Origin of the sequence: Micromonospora sp. NPDC050784 (genome assembly GCF_044456765.1) — a bacterium.
Lineage (GTDB): Bacteria > Actinomycetota > Actinomycetes > Mycobacteriales > Micromonosporaceae > Micromonospora > Micromonospora foliorum.
Window position 1 is genome coordinate 52,319 of record NZ_JBITGG010000023.1, and the last position, 15,536, is coordinate 67,854.

At 70.6% G+C, this 15,536-nt stretch carries 14 protein-coding genes and 2 riboswitches; of the genes, 7 read left to right on the forward strand and 7 right to left on the reverse strand.

Going from position 1 to position 15,536, the window contains the following annotated elements; genetic code table 11:
• Positions 1–140 precede the first annotated feature (140 nt).
• A complete protein-coding gene (locus ACIBD9_RS26545; protein ID WP_396721760.1) occupies positions 141–782 on the reverse strand; it encodes a TetR family transcriptional regulator in 642 nt (213 codons plus the stop codon).
• Positions 783–958: 176 nt separating this feature from the next.
• On the opposite strand from ACIBD9_RS26545, the gene ACIBD9_RS26550 reads away from it, so the two are divergent.
• A complete protein-coding gene (locus tag ACIBD9_RS26550; RefSeq protein ID WP_396721761.1) occupies positions 959–2,461 on the forward strand; it encodes an MFS transporter in 1,503 nt (500 codons plus the stop codon).
• Between the two features lie 78 nt (positions 2,462–2,539).
• On the opposite strand, the gene ACIBD9_RS26555 is transcribed toward ACIBD9_RS26550, so the two are convergent.
• The 3 genes from ACIBD9_RS26555 to ACIBD9_RS26565 are packed head-to-tail and all read right to left on the reverse strand — an operon-like array spanning position 2,540 to position 4,094.
• Positions 2,540–3,136, reverse strand: coding sequence for a histidine phosphatase family protein (locus ACIBD9_RS26555; protein WP_396721763.1), 597 nt, complete (start codon positions 3,134–3,136; stop codon positions 2,540–2,542).
• A complete protein-coding gene (locus ACIBD9_RS26560) occupies positions 3,133–3,900 on the reverse strand; it encodes a CbtA family protein (RefSeq protein WP_396721765.1) in 768 nt (255 codons plus the stop codon). Before ACIBD9_RS26560 ends, ACIBD9_RS26555 begins: the two co-directional genes overlap by 4 nt.
• Positions 3,891–4,094 (reverse strand): CbtB domain-containing protein, encoded by a 204-nt coding sequence (locus ACIBD9_RS26565; RefSeq protein WP_396721767.1) that lies wholly within the window; start codon positions 4,092–4,094, stop codon positions 3,891–3,893. Before ACIBD9_RS26565 ends, ACIBD9_RS26560 begins: the two co-directional genes overlap by 10 nt.
• Before the next feature lie 58 nt (positions 4,095–4,152).
• A riboswitch (cobalamin riboswitch) is annotated at positions 4,153–4,233 on the reverse strand.
• A 315-nt stretch (positions 4,234–4,548) separates the two neighbouring features.
• Here ACIBD9_RS26565 and ACIBD9_RS26570 point away from each other — a divergent pair.
• The 4 genes from ACIBD9_RS26570 to ACIBD9_RS26585 all read left to right on the forward strand — a co-directional run bounded on the left by ACIBD9_RS26570 (position 4,549) and on the right by ACIBD9_RS26585 (position 8,668).
• Complete coding sequence (locus tag ACIBD9_RS26570; protein ID WP_396721768.1) at positions 4,549–5,427, forward strand: amidohydrolase family protein; 879 nt, start codon at positions 4,549–4,551, stop codon at positions 5,425–5,427.
• A 322-nt stretch (positions 5,428–5,749) separates the two neighbouring features.
• A complete protein-coding gene (locus ACIBD9_RS26575; protein ID WP_238660579.1) occupies positions 5,750–6,757 on the forward strand; it encodes an ABC transporter permease in 1,008 nt (335 codons plus the stop codon).
• A gap of 40 nt (positions 6,758–6,797) precedes the next feature.
• Entirely contained in the window at positions 6,798–7,850 is a 1,053-nt protein-coding gene (locus ACIBD9_RS26580; RefSeq protein WP_387170364.1) for an ABC transporter substrate-binding protein, read from the forward strand.
• Positions 7,850–8,668 carry an ATP-binding cassette domain-containing protein gene (locus ACIBD9_RS26585; RefSeq protein WP_396721770.1) on the forward strand — a complete coding sequence of 273 codons (819 nt, stop codon included), beginning with the start codon at positions 7,850–7,852 and terminating at the stop codon, positions 8,666–8,668. Before ACIBD9_RS26580 ends, ACIBD9_RS26585 begins: the two co-directional genes overlap by 1 nt.
• An 83-nt stretch (positions 8,669–8,751) precedes the next feature.
• Here ACIBD9_RS26585 and ACIBD9_RS26590 read toward each other — a convergent pair whose 3' ends face one another.
• A complete protein-coding gene (locus ACIBD9_RS26590) occupies positions 8,752–9,474 on the reverse strand; it encodes a FadR/GntR family transcriptional regulator (protein WP_396721771.1) in 723 nt (240 codons plus the stop codon).
• 7 nt (positions 9,475–9,481) lie between these two features.
• On the reverse strand, positions 9,482–10,876 hold the full coding sequence (locus ACIBD9_RS26595) for an enolase C-terminal domain-like protein (protein WP_396721773.1): 1,395 nt from the start codon (positions 10,874–10,876) through the stop codon (positions 9,482–9,484).
• Between the two features lie 312 nt (positions 10,877–11,188).
• Positions 11,189–11,406: riboswitch (cobalamin riboswitch) on the forward strand.
• A gap of 191 nt (positions 11,407–11,597) precedes the next feature.
• Between ACIBD9_RS26595 and ACIBD9_RS26600 the strand changes: the two genes are divergently transcribed.
• Positions 11,598–13,916, forward strand: a complete 2,319-nt coding sequence (locus ACIBD9_RS26600; RefSeq protein ID WP_396721845.1) for a ribonucleoside-diphosphate reductase subunit alpha — start codon at positions 11,598–11,600, stop codon at positions 13,914–13,916.
• A gap of 41 nt (positions 13,917–13,957) precedes the next feature.
• Positions 13,958–14,953, forward strand: a complete 996-nt coding sequence (locus ACIBD9_RS26605; protein WP_396721847.1) for a ribonucleotide-diphosphate reductase subunit beta — start codon at positions 13,958–13,960, stop codon at positions 14,951–14,953.
• A 206-nt stretch (positions 14,954–15,159) separates the two neighbouring features.
• Here the strand turns inward: ACIBD9_RS26605 and ACIBD9_RS26610 are convergent, their stop codons facing one another.
• Positions 15,160–15,513, reverse strand: a complete 354-nt coding sequence (locus ACIBD9_RS26610) for a TraR/DksA family transcriptional regulator (protein ID WP_396721775.1) — start codon at positions 15,511–15,513, stop codon at positions 15,160–15,162.
• Positions 15,514–15,536 lie beyond the last annotated feature (23 nt).

Consider the following 15,536-nt stretch of genomic DNA (forward strand, 5'->3'; position numbering starts at 1 on the left):
CGAGCGGCCGGCGCCCCGCGCCCGCGGGGCGCCCTCCGGGGCCCCTCCCTAGCTGCGCCCGGGGATCCCCCCGGGGGGGGGGGGGGCCCCGGGGGGGGGGGGGGGGCCCACCCCCCCCCCCCCCACGCCGCGTCGAATGATCAACCGTCAGTGCGCGGCAGCAGCGCGTCGACCAGGTCGCGCAGCGGCCCGACCAGGTCCTCCTCGGTCGCGGAACTCAGCGGTTCCAGCCGGATCGACGACCGCAACACCGCGACTCCGATGCCGGCGGCGAGGGCCATCTGGGCGCGGAGCAGGAGCTGCTCGCTGCCCGGTTCGCCGGGACGCCACCCACGAGCCGCCGCCAGTTGTTCGCTGGAACGGACCAGGACTCCGCGCCGGATCTCGTCGGCCCCCGCGTCCCCGGATGACCGCAACAGCAGTGAGAGCTGGCTCGACAGGCCCGCCGCGCCGAGGTCGGCGATGTGCCGGGCGATGGCCTCGGGCACCCGGTCGGCGGGCGTCTGCCCGGTCGTCCGGCGCAACTCGTCGCCGGCCGCCCGCAGGCACGCCTCGAACAGGCCCTCCTTGGACGTGAAGTAGCGGCTGATGAGCGCCACGTTGACGCCCGCGTCGTCGGCGATGTCCCGGACGGTCGTGGCCGCGTAGCCGTCCCGGGCGAAGCGCTGGCGAGCGGCGTCGAGCAGCAGTTGCCGGGTCTCGGCCGCGTCCCGACGGCGACGCTGGGCCGGTTCCCCGGCGGTGCTGCTGGTCGCGGGGACAGGCGGTTCTGCTGCTGTCACGGCGCGTCCTTCCTTCGCTCTGCTCGTCGGCTGTCCGCAAGTAAACATATGTTGACTTACCGGCGAGCGCAAGGCCGGGGTCGCGGCGCAGGGTGACGTAAACGACTGTTGACATACGCCTGTGGCTGCGCATACTGGCTAAGTCAGCAAACGTTTACATCTAGTTCGGGGATTTCATGACCCACACCATCGAGGAGTCGACCCACCTCGGCTCCGCGCCCAGCGCGGCCCCGCGCGCCAACAGCACCCTTCTGGTGCTGTACCTGTCGCTGGGCGGCCTGGCGTTCGCGGTGCTCCAGTCGCTGGTGGCGCCCGCGCTGTCGACCATCGGCAGGGACCTGGGCGTCTCGACCGGAGACATCAGCTGGGTGCTCACGGCGTACCTGTTGGCCGCCTCGGTGCTGACGCCCATTCTCGGACGCCTCGGTGACATGGTCGGCAAGCGTCGGGTCCTCATCGGCGTCCTCGCGGCCCTCGCCGCGGGCACCCTGCTCGCCGCCCTGGCGCCCAACCTGACCGTGCTGATCGTCGCGCGGGCCCTGCAGGGAGCCGCCGGAGCCATCCTGCCGCTGTCGATCGGCATCGTCCGCGACCAACTGCCCCGGGAGAAGGTCGGCGTCACCGTCGGCCTGCTGTCGGCGATCTTCGGTGTCGGCGCCGGTGTCGGCATCGTGGCCGCGGGCCCGATCGTGGAGCACCTGTCGTGGCACTGGCTGTTCTGGCTGCCGCTCGTCCTCGTCGTCGTCGCGCTGCTCGGAGCGATCTTCGGGATGCCCGAGTCGCGGGTCCGCACGCCCGGACGGCTCGACATGCTCGGCGCGGCCATCCTGTCGGTGTCGCTGGTCTCGCTGCTGCTGGCCGTGAGCAAGGGGCAGGGTTGGGGCTGGATCGAGCCGAAGACCATCGGCCTGTTCGTGCTCGGTGCGGTCGCGATGGTCGTGTTCGTCCGGGTCGAGCTTCGGGTACGCGAGCCGCTCATCGACATGCGCCTGATGCGGATTCGCGGTGTCTGGGCCACCGACCTCGTCGCCCTGATCCTCGGCTTCGCGATGTTCGGGACGTTCGTGCTCGTACCGACCCTGCTCCAACTTCCCGCGGCCACCGGCTACGGGTTCGGTAAGACGGTGTCCCAGGCGGGCCTGTTCCTGCTGCCCACCGTCCTGATGATGGTGGTCTTCGGCCCTCTCGCGGGCCTGCTGGACCGGCGCTTCGGCCCCAAGGTTCCGATGTTCCTCGGCACGGTCGCGGTCGTCGTCGCCTTCGCGCTGCCGGCACTCGCGCACGGCGCGACCTGGCAGGTGCTGCTCTCCGGGGTGCTCACCGGCGCCGGCATCGGTCTGGCGTTCGCGGCGATGTCCAACGCCATCATCGAGAGCGTCCCGGCCGGGCAGACCGGCGAGGCGAGCGGCGTCAACACCATTGCCCGGACCATCGGCAGCAGCATCGGCGCGGCGGTGGTGGCGGCCGTCATCACGTCGAACAGCACTCCTCAGGGCCTGCCCACCGACGCGGCGTTCACCGCCGGTTTCTGGGTGTGCGCGGGCGTCGCGGTCCTGGCCGTCTTCGCGGCACTCGCCCTGCCCTCGGCGCGTCGCCGTCACGAACAGGCTGTCGCCGCTGGCGTCGACGACCTTCCGCCCGAGCCGGTCGAGCTGCACCTGCCCCACCGGCAGCACTGAGCAAGCGGCCGACAGCCGCCGAACGAGCGCGGGCCGTGTCCACTCCTGGTGGGCGCGGCCCGCGCCGTTGGCGTGACCTCAACCTGCGCGCGGCGCGCCCAGTCGGAGCTGCCAGCGGGTGCCCTGACTGGTGAGTCGGACGACGGCCAGGGGCTCCACGTCCACCTGGCGGTACGTCGCGACCGGCAGGCCGAGGGCGTGCACCACCGCGACCCGGATCACCAGCGGGTGGGTGACCGCGATGACGCGTCCACCGACGCCGTGCAGCTCGTCCAGCCAGCCACCGACCCGATCCCGCACGGCCGCGACGGACTCACCGCCGTGCGGCGCGGAGCCCGGCGCGGACAGCCAGTCGTGCAGCGCCTGCGGCTGCGTGCCGGCGATCTCCTCGAGCGACCGTCCGGACCAGTCGCCGTAGTCACAGTCGGCCAACGCCGCCTCGATCGTCGGCAGCAGGCCGAAGGCGTCGGCGGTCTGCCGGGCCGCCGACGCCGGACTGGACAGGCAGGTGTCGTGCACCCCGAGGTGCCCACGCCGGTCCGGATCCGCATGGGCCTGGGCGAGGGCGGCACGCCGGCCACCCTCGTCCAGGCCGTCGTCGGTGCCGCCGAAGCGGGCCCGACGCAGAGCGGCGGTGTGACCGTGGGCGACCAGCCGGAGGCTGGTGCCGGTCACGTGCTCGGCAGCGCGGTGGCGGCCCGGCGACGCCGCTCGTGGTGCATCAGGGCCGCGAACAGCAGACCGATGCCGGTCCAGAGCACGACCTGGGTGCCGAGCGAGGCCAGGCGGAAGTCCCACAGCAGGGTCGCGGGGAAGTCCGCCGGAACCTCCTGGAAGGACGGCATGACCACGTACGACACCGCCGTGACCAGTACGAACCCGCCCACGGCCGCGGCGGCGCGCTGCCAGGTCGGCGCCTGGGCACCGACCGACCGGTAGCCCAGCGAGCCGGCCCACACGGCCACCAACCCGAGCACCACCATCAACAGGTAGGTGACGGTCCGTTGGTCGATGGTGGCCGGGTCGCCGACCGCCGGTGGGTTCGCCGGGTACTTGAGGAACGGCACGATCACCGCGCCGAGCAGCGCCGCGCCGGCCAGCAGCAGGCCCGACCGTCCGTCGTCGTCGCGCCGCCGACGGGACAGCAGGACGTACGCCGTGGCCAGCAGACCACCCATCGCGGCCCCGAACAGGCCGGTGGCCAGGAACAGACCGCCGCGCTGACCCGTCCGGCTGACCAGGGCGTCCTCGTGGTCGTGCGCACCAGCGGCGGGCTCGACGTGCGTCGCCGCCTCCTCGATGGCGATGGCCGCCTCGACGTGCGGTTCGCCGGCGACGTACGCGAACGCCCCGGCGAGCAGGCCGGCGATCAGGCCGGCGAGCAGCCCGCGGACGAGGACGGCGAGGAACGGGGGAGCGGCGGTGGTGTTCAGTGGCACGGAACGCCCAGCAGGTGCCGGCCGTCGTGCATCAGCTCGTGCAGGTACGTCCCGCTGCGCGAGACGGCCCCCTGGTCGAAGGCGACGAGGTACGCCAGCAGGGCGAGCACGGCAACGGTCGCCAGAGCCGTCCACAGGAGACGGGCACTGCCAACGGGGTGCACCACCGGCTGGCTGGAAGCGGAGCTAGACATAAATACACGAACCTCCCCAGGGATGACGCGTCCCCATCGCAAGGCTGCGGACGACCGAGCGTCCTGGCTCGCGGCACCCCGGTTGTGGTTGGGGGACCGCTCACAGTGGCGCGACCGCGCCGGATTCACACCGGCTTCCCTCGCGTCGCCGCAGATAGTGGGTCGACGGTATCGGTGCCGCCTCGGGCGGTCAACCCGGGACCCCGCGCCGCGAACACGTCCCCCACCGGAGGCCGGTGAGTCGGTCCAGCCGCGAGGTGCCAACGGATTCGTCAGACCAAAAGGCGACACTGCTGGAGGTTGATCGTGGCGCGCGTTCCGCGACTCATGAGCAGCCTGTTACCGCTAACATGGTCAACTGCCAGATCGCGCTGTGGCTCCGGGTCGACCCGGAGGGTTCGATCAGTGGCTGGGCGGGGTGTGGGGTGGACGGGAACACGCCAGGACGGGTCCGGTGACGGCCGACGAGGTCGCGCGGCGGCCGGGCATCGTCGACGCGCACCATCACCTCTGGGTCCGGGCCCGGCACCCGCAGCCCTGGATCGACCCGCACACAATGGCCGCGATCGACGACGACTTCACGCCGGTCGAGCTCGCCCCGGCGGCCCGGGCCGCCGGGGTCACCCGAACCGTGGTCGTGCAGTCCGTCGCCGTCCGGTCGGAGACGCCGGAGTTGCTCGGCATCGCGGCCGACGACCCACTCGTGGCCGGGGTCGTCGGCTGGGTCGACCTCACCGCCGCCGATGTCGGCCGCCGCCTCGACCGACTACGGAGGGCGCGGGGCGGCGAACGGCTGGTCGGGATCCGCCACCTCGTCCAGTCCGAGCCCGACCCGACCTATCTGGACCGCCCCGACGTGCGGCGGGGCATCGCCGCGGTCGGTGCCGCCGGTCTCGCCTTCGACCTCCTGGTGCGCCATCGTCAGTTGCCGGCGGCCACCCGGCTCGTCCGCGACCTGCCCCGGGTGCGGTTCGTCCTCGACCACCTCGGCAAACCTCCGCGGGGACGCGCCGATTTCGCTGACTGGCGCCGCGACCTGCGGGCGCTCGCGGCCGAGCCCAACACGACGGCGAAGCTCTCCGGCCTGGTGACCGAGGTGGACGGCCCGTCCTGGACGCCAGTCGACCTGCGGCCCGCTGTCGAGCACGCCCTCGACGTTTTCGGGCCGGATCGGCTGATGTTCGGCTCGGACTGGCCGGTGTGCCTGCTCGCCACCTCGTACACCCGCTGGGTCACGGTCCTCGGCGAGCTGCTGGACCCGCTGTCCGACGACGAGCGGGCGGCGATCTGGCGCCAGACCGCCGACCGGGTGTACCAGCTTGCCCCCTCCTGACTCAGCGGCGCCCTTCCGAACTGGGGACATAGCATGTTATCGATAACATGCTAGCGACGGCAGCCGATGTCGGTCTGGTCAGACCTATGCCTTCGGTGGTGCGGATGACGATGGCAAAACATGCCCGTAAGACCTTGGCAACATATGTGAATGCGTGGCAAGGTAACGCCTGATCGTGGGAAACATCCGACCTATGTCGAGGGTCGTGCGGCCACCTGGCCGCGCTGCCAGCCGAGCGGGGTCGGTCGCTCACAGGCGTTCGGCTCGTCGGCGGGTCCCCGTCGGGTTGCCGGCGCCACGCTTGGGGAGGTCAGGTCCGACGATGAGTAGCGTCGAGGCAACCGCCGGCACGCAGCGCGGCGAGCTCAGCGACTGGTTCCGGGAACGGATCTCCCACGCCGTCTCCGAGTTCACCGCCGCGACCGCGTTGGTCGTCCTGTTCATCGCCCTGACCTTCGCGAGCCCCTACTTCCTGACCGCCGACAATCTCTTCAACATCGGGGCGCAGACGGCGGTGATCGCCATCATCGCCACGGCCCAGACGATGGTCATCATCACCAAGGGCATCGACCTGTCGGTGGGGTCGGTCGCCGCGCTCGCCGGCGTGTTGGGCGCGATGGTCGTACGCGACCTCGGCTTCTCGCTCTGGGCGGCGACCGCGGTCGCGATCGGCGTCGGGGCGCTGGCCGGGCTGTTGAACGGGCTGCTGGTGACGGTGGCCCGGATTCCGCCGTTCATCGCGACGTTGGGGACGATGTCCGTGGGCCGCGGCCTCGTCTTCATCATCACCGGAGCGGTCGGCGTCTACGGCCTGCCCCGCTCCTTCCAACTGCTCGGCAACGGGGAGATCCTCGGCATCCCGTTCGCCGTGGTGATCACCGTCCTGGTCGCCGTCGGGGTCGCCTTCCTGCTCTCCCAGACCCGCTTCGGTCAGTACACGTACGCGATGGGCTCCAATCTGGAGGCGGCCCGCCGCTCCGGCATCCGGGTGGGTCGGCACCTGACCGGGGTGTACGTGCTGGCCGGCGTGCTGGTCGGGCTGGGCGGCATGATCGCCGCCTCCCGGGTCAACTCCGGCCAACCCAACTACGGGATCTCGCTGGAGCTCGACGTCATCGCCGCCGCGGTCATCGGCGGTGCCAGCCTGTTCGGCGGGCAGGGCCGGATCGTCGGGACCATCATCGGCGCGTTCCTCATCGCCCTGGTCCGCAACGGCGCCGTCCTGCTCGACATCAGCATCCACTACCAGCAGGTGATCGTCGGCGTGATCATCTGGGCCGCCGTCTACTTCGACCAGTACCGCCGCAGGCGGCTGGAATCACGCGGTTGACATGCCATTTCGAGAGTCCGAACGAGGAAGGACACACACCATGGCACACACCACCACCAGCCGGCGGACGCGAGGACCACTCCTGCGCGCGCAGGCGATCCTGGCCGCGGCCGCGGCGACCGCGCTGCTCAGCGCCTGCGGCGGGGTCGAGGTCCGGGACGGCGGCGACGGCGCGACCAAGGACGCGAGCGGCCCGTTGAAGCTCGCCGTCGTACCCAAGGCGGTCGGGGCCGACTACTGGAACACGGTCAAGGCGGGCGCGGAGTGCGCCGCGCAGCGCGCGGGGGACGTCACCGTCCAGTGGGACGGGGTGACCACCGAGACCGACGTCGAGGGTCAGGTCAACCTGATCCAGAACTTCGTCACCAAGAAGGTCGACGGCATCGTCTACGCGGCGACCGACTCCAGCGCGCTGGCGCCGGCGACCGACCAGGCGCTCGCCGCCGACATCCCGGTCGCCATGATCGACTCCGGCACCAGCCCGCAGCCGTCGGGTGTGCCCCTCTTCGCCACCGACAACCGCGCGTCGGCAACCGAGGCGGCGAAGCTGCTCGCCACCGAGCTCGGTCCCGGCAACCACGAGGTGGCGCTCGTCGAGTTCCAGCCCGGATCGCAGACCAACACCGAGCGGGTCGACGGCTTCAAGGCCGGCCTCGCCCAGTACCCCAACCTGAAGCTGGTCGGCCAGCAGCCGAGCCGCAGTGACGTCAACGAGGCACGGCGGGTCACCGAGAACATCCTCACCGCCAACCCCAAGCTCGCCGGCGTCTTCGCGGCCAACGAGCCGAGCGTGCTCGGTGCCGCGCAGGCCATCCAGGCGGCCGGCAAGTCCGGCAAGGTGGTCATCATCGGCTGGGACGCGGCCCCGGACGAGATCGCCGGGGTGCGCAACGGCCAGATCTCGGCCCTGGTCGTGCAGAACCCGTTCAAGATGGGCTACTTCGGCGTCGACAAGATGGTCAAGCACCTTCGGGACAAGGCGCCGCTGGCATCGGCCGACACCGGCGTCACCTTCGTCACCAAGGAGAACATCGACTCGGCGGAGATCAAGGCGGTGCTCGAGCCCAGCTGCGCCAACCCGCCGGTGCAGTGATGGGCGGCATCCCCACGGCCACCGCCGACAGCGAGCAGCACCCCACCGACGCCGAACCGCCGGTCCTCGAAGCCCGCGGCATCGTCAAACGGTTCGGGCACGTCGAGGCGTTGCGGGGCGCCGACTTCACGGTCCGCCGGGGCGAGGTCGTCGCGCTGATCGGTGACAACGGCGCCGGAAAGAGCACCCTGATCAAGACCCTGTCCGGTGTGCATCCGCCGGACGAGGGCGAGATCCGGGTCGGCGGCCGTCCGGTCCAGTTCTCCACTCCGGTCGATGCCCGGCGGGCCGGGGTGGAGACCGTCTACCAGGACCTCGCCGTCGCGGACGACCTCAGCGTGGCCGCCAACCTGTATCTCGGTCGGGAGATCCTGCGCTCCGGACCGCTCGGTCGGCTCGGGCTGCTGGACAAGCGCGCCATGCGCCACGGCGCCGCCGCCGCCCTCGACGAACTGGGCGTACGGATCCCCCGGGTCACCACCCCGATCGCGATGCTCTCCGGTGGGCAGCGGCAGTGCGTGGCGGTGGCCCGCGCCATCATCTGGGCGACCAACGTGGTCATCCTCGACGAGCCCACCGCGGCGCTGGGCGTGGTCCAGACGGGGCGGGTGCTCGACGTCGTTCGGCGTGCCCGCGACGCCGGCATGTCGGTGGTGCTGGTGAGCCACAACATGCCGCAGGTACTCGAGATCGCCGACCGGGTCGAGGTGCTGCGCCTCGGCCGACGAGCGGCCCAACTCCGCGCCGACGAGGTCACCACCGACGACCTGGTCGCGGCGATGACCGGCAGCACCAGCGTGGACCGGGACGAGCGGTGATCCGACGTGGGCGTTCCGGATCAGCTCTGGACGGCGTTGTACGACGAGGGGCTGCTCGACGTGCAGTCGTGAGGCCGCGGCGGTCAGGACCGGGTCGTGTCGATGCTCGCGTCAGGATCGTCGGGTAAACCCTGCAACGACTCCTCCACACCGATCAGGTGGTTGGCCATCCGGGTGCGGGCCCGCTCCGGGTCGCGCGCCACGAGGGCCTTCAGGATCGCCACGTGTTCGTCGTGGGTGCGCAGGTCCGCGCCCTCCTCGTGCAGGCTCCGCCAGAGCCGGCCGCGGATGGTGCGCCCGGCGAAGGCCTCGATCAGGCCGACGAGCACCGGATTCTCGGCGTGCACCGCGATGATCCGGTGAAAGGCGATGTCGATCTCCATGATCCGCTCGTGGTCCGGCGGTGACTGGCCGATCAACCGGGCCGCCTCGTCGAGCAGGTCACCCGCCTGAGCCAGGGCCTCGTCGGTGATCCTGGTCGCCGCCAGGCAGGCGGCCTCGCACTCCAACAGACGGCGAACGGTGTGGATGTGCCGAGGGTCGCCCTGACCCTGGAAGTCCACCACGAAACCCATCGGGGCCAACAGTTGTGGCGCGTCGAGGTTGGTGACGTAGGTGCCGTCGCCCTGCCGGATGTTGACGATGCCGAGGATCGACAGGGCCGACATCCCCTCGCGCAGGGACCCCCGCGAGACACCGAGCTGCTCGGCGAGATCCTTCTCGATGGGCAACCGGTCGCCGGGCCGGAACTGACCTTCGAGGATCATCCGCTTGATGCCGTTGACCACTTCGTCCGTGCGAGACATGACCCCCCTAGCGGCCGGCGGGGGTGGCCTTCCCACCCGCGATCACGTACGCCTCCGGAGATGACACGGTAGTCGGGTCTGTCGCCGCCCAGTAGTGGCCGTCGGGAAAGCGGTAGAGCGCGACCGACTCCTGGCGCATCCGGGTGGAGTAGCCGGGCTGGCTGGGCAGGACGTAACCGCTGCCCGAGCCGGTGTCCCGGATGACGCACGGGTCGGTGAAGTGCTCGTGCAGGTGGTCGACGAACTCGGTGACCCGGTTGGTGAGATCCCCCGAGATCGCGACGTAGTCGAGCACGGACACGTGTTGGACCATCTCGCACAGCCCGACGCCGCCGGCGTGTGGGCACACCGGGACGTCGAACTTCGCGGCGAGCAGCAGCACGGCGACGATCTCGTTGATGCTGGCCAACCTGCCGGTGTCCAGTTGGCAGAAGTCGATGGCCTCGGCCTGGAACAGCTGCTTGAACATCACCCGGTTGTGGCAGTGCTCGCCGGTGGCGACGCCGATCGGAGCGACGGCACGGCGGACCGCCGCGTGGCCCAGGATGTCGTCGGGGCTGGTCGGCTCCTCGATCCACAGTGGCTTGAACCGGGCGAGCGCGGTGACCCACTCGATGGCCTGACCGACGTCCCACACCTGGTTGGCGTCGATCATCAGGTTGCGGTCCGGCCCGAGGATCTCCCGTGCGATCGCGCACCGGCGGATGTCGTCGTCGAGGTTGGCGCCCACCTTGAGCTTCACGTAGCCGTAGCCGGTGTCCACCGCCTCCTGGCACAGCCGGCGCAGCTTGTCGTCGCCGTACCCGAGCCAACCCGCCGAGGTGGTGTAGGCGGGGTAGCCGGTCCGGTCGAGCTCGGCGAGGCGGGCGGCCTTCGTGCCCTCCTTGGCCCGCAGGATGGCCAGCGCCTCGTCCCGGGTCAGCGCGTCGGACAGGTAGCGCAGGTCCGCGATGTCGACGAGTTGCTCGGGGGACATGTCGACGAGCAGCCGCCACAGCGGTTTGTCGGCGACCCGGGCGACCAGGTCCCACGACGCGTTCAGCACGGCCGCCAGCGACAGGTGGACGACACCCTTCTCCGGACCGAGCCAGCGCAGCTGCGAGTCGGAGGTGAGGAGGCGGTAGACCGCGCCCATGTCCGCTGCCATCGTCGCCACGTCCAGGCCGACGAGGCGCTGTGCCTGGTGGACCGCCGCCGCCGCGACGATGTCGTTGCCTCGACCGATGGTGAAGGTCAGGCCGTGCCCCGTGAGCGGGGCGCCCACGCCGTCGACGCCGTCGGTGTGCAGGACGACGTAGGCCGCCGAGTAGTCGCCGTCCTTGTTCATGGCGTCTGACCCGTCAGCGGTCAGGGAGGTGGGGAAGCGGACGTCTTCGACGGTGACGGCAGTGATCTGCGGCATGCGCTCCTCGCCCGGCTAGGCTAAAGATCAGATGATCATTGGGAGTATACGGAGAGTTGTCTTGGCGCGTCAACGATGTCGATCACTGTTGGCCCGTAGACATATGATGTTTGCTGGTTCGCGCTGATGGGCGTTTCCGCCTGTGGCACCGCCTGACCGGCGCGCGCGGCGAGGTGGCCGACCGTCTCCGTCTCCGTTGCCGGGCGACGGTCGGGCTGGCGTGGTCGGCCGCATGGGTGACGGTGGTCACCGCCCGCCGCCGACACGCCCGAGACCGACATGTGGGGTGTGACAACGGCTGCGTCCCTATATATGGTGTCGAGCGCAGCTGGTTCGGCCGTCCATCCGGGGCGGTCGAGGCAACAGGGAACCCGGTGGAATTCCGGGACTGTCCCGCAGCGGTGAGTGGGAACGACCGCCGTCATCAGCACTGGGCCACCAATCGGCCTGGGAAGCGACGGCCAGTAGGAGACCGGCGATCCCGGTCGTGCCCGCGAGTCCGAAGACCTGCCAGCGCGCCGCGTACCCGCACCCGGGTGGGCGGCGGTCCGAGGCCGCGTGGGACGGCTGACGCCACCTGACCCACGCCGGGCTGGCGTGGCGTCCGTCGGTGTCTGTCTCCTCGCGTCCGGGCCACCAGGTCTCGAACTCCGAGGAGCGAGTGGTGACAGTCACCGAGGTAGTCCCGGCCAGCGGCGACGCGACAGTGCGGCGCACGCCGATGCAGGTCCGCAAGCGCGACGGCGGCACCGAACCCGTGGACGTGAACAAGATCGTCCGAGCGGTCGAGCGGTGGGCCGACGACCTGACCGACGTCGACCCGATGCGGGTGGCCACCCGCACCATCAGCGGCCTCTACGACGGCGCGACGACCGCCGAACTGGACCGGCTGTCCATCCAGACCGCGGCCGAGATGATCGGTGAGGAGCCGCAGTACTCGCGGCTCGCCGCGCGGCTGCTGGCCGGCTACGTCGACAAGGAGGTGCGTCGACAGGGCATCACCTCGTTCAGCGCGGCGATCCGGGTCGGCCACGCCGAGGGCCTGATCGGTGCCGACACCGCCGCGTTCGTCGCCGCACACGCCGCGACCCTCGACGCCGCCGTCGACCCGGACGGCGACCGCCGGTTCGAGTACTTCGGCCTGCGTACGGTGTACGACCGCTACCTGCTGCGCCACCCCACCAGCCGACTGGTGCTGGAGACCCCGCAGTACTGGCTGCTGCGGGTTGCCTGCGGCCTGTCCCGGACGGCGGACGAGGCGGTCGGCTTCTACCGGCTGATGTCCAGCCTGGCCTACCTGCCCAGCTCCCCGACCCTGTTCAACTCCGGGACCCGGCACACCCAGATGTCCTCCTGCTATCTCGTCGACTCCCCGCTCGACGAGTTGGACTCGATCTACCAGCGGTACGCCCAGGTCGCCAACCTGTCCAAGTTCGCCGGTGGCATCGGCATCGCCTACTCCCGGGTCCGCTCCCGGGGAGCGCTGATCCGGGGCACGAACGGGCAGTCGAACGGGGTCGTGCCGTGGCTGCGCACGCTGGACGCGAGCGTCGCCGCGGTCAACCAGGGTGGCCGGCGCAAGGGCGCGGCCTGCGTCTACCTGGAGCCGTGGCACCCGGACATCGAGGAGTTCCTGCAACTGCGGGACAACACCGGCGAGGACGCCCGGCGCACCCACAACCTCAACCTGGCCAACTGGATCCCGGACGAGTTCATGCGCCGGGTCGAGGCCGACGAGCCGTGGTCGCTGTTCGACCCGCACGAGGTGCCCGAGCTGCCCGACCTGTGGGGGGAGCGGTTCGACGCCGCGTACCGGGAGGCCGAGGCGCAGGGGCGCTACGTGCGGCAGGTCCCGGCGCGGGAGCTGTACGGGAAGATGATGCGCACCCTCGCCCAGACCGGCAACGGGTGGATGACCTTCAAGGACGCCGCCAACCGCCTCTGCAACCAGACCGCCGAGCCGGGCAACGTGGTGCACCTGTCCAACCTCTGCACCGAGATCGTCGAGGTGTCCAGCGACGCCGAGACCGCCGTGTGCAACCTCGGCTCGGTGAACCTCGCCGCCCACCTCACCGACGGCGGCATCGACTGGGAGCGGCTGCGCGCCACGGTGCGGACGGCGGTGACCTTCCTCGACCGGGTCATCGACATCAACTACTACCCGACGGCACAGGCGGCGGCGAGCAACCCCCGCTGGCGGCCGGTTGGGCTCGGGCTGATGGGCCTCCAGGACGTCTTCTTCGCGCTGCGGCTGCCGTTCGACTCGCCGGCCGCCCGGGAGCTGTCCACCCGGATCAGCGAGGAGCTGTACCTGACCGCGCTGGAGACCTCCGCCGACCTGGCGCGCGACTTCGGCGCCCATCCGGCGTACCTGCAGACCCGGGCCGCGCGGGGCCAGCTCCAGCCCGACCTGTGGGGCGTCGAGGGTACGCAGACCGCGCGGTGGGACGCGCTGCGCGAGCGGGTCGAGGCGTACGGGCTGCGCAACTCGCTGCTGGTGGCCGTCGCGCCCACCGCGACCATCGCCTCGATCGCCGGGTGCTACGAGTGCATCGAGCCGCAGGTGTCCAACCTGTTCAAGCGCGAGACCCTGTCGGGGGAGTTCCTCCAGGTCAACACCGCCCTGGTACGCGAGCTGAAGGCCCGCGGCCTGTGGACCGAGCGGATCCGGTCGGCGATCAAACGGGCCGAGGGGTCGGTGCAGGACATCGCCGAACTGCCGGCCGGCGTACGGGAGTTGTTCCGCACCGCGTGGGAGCTGCCGCAGCGGGCGCTGATCGACCTGGCCGCCGCACGCGCCCCGTTCATCGACCAGTCCCAGTCGCTGAACCTGTTCCTGGCCGCACCGACCATCGGCAAGCTCTCCTCGATGTACCTGTACGCCTGGAAGGCCGGGCTGAAGACCACCTACTACCTGCGCTCGCGCCCCGCCACCCGGATCCAGCAGGCCACCGTCAGCGCCGTGGCGCCCGTCGCCGTCGACGTGGAGGCGCTGGCCTGCTCGCTGGAGAACCCCGAGTCGTGCGAGGCCTGCCAGTGACCACCACCGACGTCAGCACCACCGACACGAGGACCACACACATGCTGCTCGACCCCGGGATGGACCTCACTCTCCGCCCGATGCGCTACCCGCACTTCTTCGACCGGTTCCGCGACGCGATCCGCAACACCTGGACGGTCGAGGAGGTCGACCTGCACGCCGACCTCGCCGACCTGGACAAGCTGTCGCCGGCCGAACGGCACCTGGTCAGCCGCCTGGTGGCGTTCTTCGCCACCGGCGACACGATCGTCGCCAACAACCTGGTGCTCAACCTCTACCAGCACGTCAACAGCCCCGAGGGCCGCCTATACCTGTCCCGGCAGCTGTTCGAGGAGGCCGTGCACGTCCAGTTCTACCTCAACCTGCTCGACACGTACGTGCCCGACGAGACCGAGCGCTTCGAGGCCTTCGCGGCCATCGAGAACATCCCCTCGATCCGTCGTAAGGCCGAGTTCTGCTTCCGGTGGATCGACTCCCTCAACGACCTACGGGAGCTGCGGTCCCGCGAGGACCGACGGGCGTTCCTGCTCAACCTGATCTGCTTCGCCGCCTGCATCGAGGGGTTGTTCTTCTACGGCGCCTTCGCGTACGTCTACTTCCTGCGCTCCCGCGGCCTGCTGCACGGCCTCGCCTCCGGCACGAACTGGGTGTTCCGCGACGAGTCGATGCACATGGCGTTCGCGTTCGACGTCGTCGACACCGTCCGGGCCGAGGAGCCGGACCTGTTCGACGACGACCTCGCCGACCAGGTCCGCCGGATGCTCACCGAGGCGGTCGAGTGTGAGGTGCAGTTCGCCGAGGACCTGTTGGGCCACGGCGTGCCCGGTCTGACCTTGACCGACATGCGGGAGTACCTCCAGCACGTCGCCGACCGCCGCCTCGCCCAGCTCGGCATCGCGCCACACTACGGTTCGAGCAACCCGTTCGGCTTCATGGAGTTGCAGGACGTGCAGGAACTGTCCAACTTCTTCGAGCGGCGGGTGTCGGCGTACCAGGTCGGGGTGACCGGCACCGTCGCCTTCGACGACGACTTCTAGGCGGCGACCTCAACCCACGCGTTGCCCCTGAGGAACGCCCCATCCGCGCCGATCTTCCAGTCTCGTCGATCATGGAGTTGTGGTGCCCGATTTGGTGTTGTGCAGGCACTTTGTCACCCACCACAACTCCATGATCGACGAGGCGGTGCGGGGTCGTCGTCCTGCTGGAACGTCGTAGCCCGACCATCACCTGACGGCCGGCACCGTCACCGTCGGCTGGCGCAGGCCACACACGTACGTGCTGACGGGCGGGCGACGAGCCGCTCGGCGGGGATGGGGCGCAGGCACCGTTCGCACACGCCGTAGCTGCCGTCGTCGACCCGTTTCAGCGCGACGTCCAGCTCGGCCAAGCGGCGGCGGGTGGCGTCCAGGACGGCGATGAGCTGCGCGCGTTCGAAGGCGATCGTGCTGCCCTCGGGGTCGTGTTCGTCGTCGGCGTTGGACGACCGGGACGCCTCGAAGAGGCTCCGCAGGTCGCCCTCCAGGGCGGTGGCCTGAGCCTCGGTCTGCTCGCGTAGCCGCAAGAGTGCCTCGCGGACCGCGCTGGAGTTGCTGGTCATGGCCGTTCCACCGTACTGCGCCC

Bases quoted from the DNA above. Each gene is read 5' to 3' on its own strand.
- ACIBD9_RS26550 (WP_396721761.1), top strand. From the start codon at position 959: ATGACCCACACCATCGAGGAGTCGACCCACCTCGGCTCCGCGCCCAGC.
- ACIBD9_RS26575 (WP_238660579.1), top strand. From the start codon at position 5,750: ATGAGTAGCGTCGAGGCAACCGCCGGCACGCAGCGCGGCGAGCTCAGC.
- ACIBD9_RS26605 (WP_396721847.1), top strand. From the start codon at position 13,958: ATGCTGCTCGACCCCGGGATGGACCTCACTCTCCGCCCGATGCGCTAC.
- ACIBD9_RS26610 (WP_396721775.1), bottom strand. From the start codon at position 15,513: ATGACCAGCAACTCCAGCGCGGTCCGCGAGGCACTCTTGCGGCTACGC.
- ACIBD9_RS26585 (WP_396721770.1), top strand. From the start codon at position 7,850: ATGGGCGGCATCCCCACGGCCACCGCCGACAGCGAGCAGCACCCCACC.
- ACIBD9_RS26580 (WP_387170364.1), top strand. From the start codon at position 6,798: ATGGCACACACCACCACCAGCCGGCGGACGCGAGGACCACTCCTGCGC.
- ACIBD9_RS26565 (WP_396721767.1), bottom strand. From the start codon at position 4,094: ATGTCTAGCTCCGCTTCCAGCCAGCCGGTGGTGCACCCCGTTGGCAGT.
- ACIBD9_RS26595 (WP_396721773.1), bottom strand. From the start codon at position 10,876: ATGCCGCAGATCACTGCCGTCACCGTCGAAGACGTCCGCTTCCCCACC.
- ACIBD9_RS26590 (WP_396721771.1), bottom strand. From the start codon at position 9,474: ATGTCTCGCACGGACGAAGTGGTCAACGGCATCAAGCGGATGATCCTC.
- ACIBD9_RS26600 (WP_396721845.1), top strand. From the start codon at position 11,598: ATGCAGGTCCGCAAGCGCGACGGCGGCACCGAACCCGTGGACGTGAAC.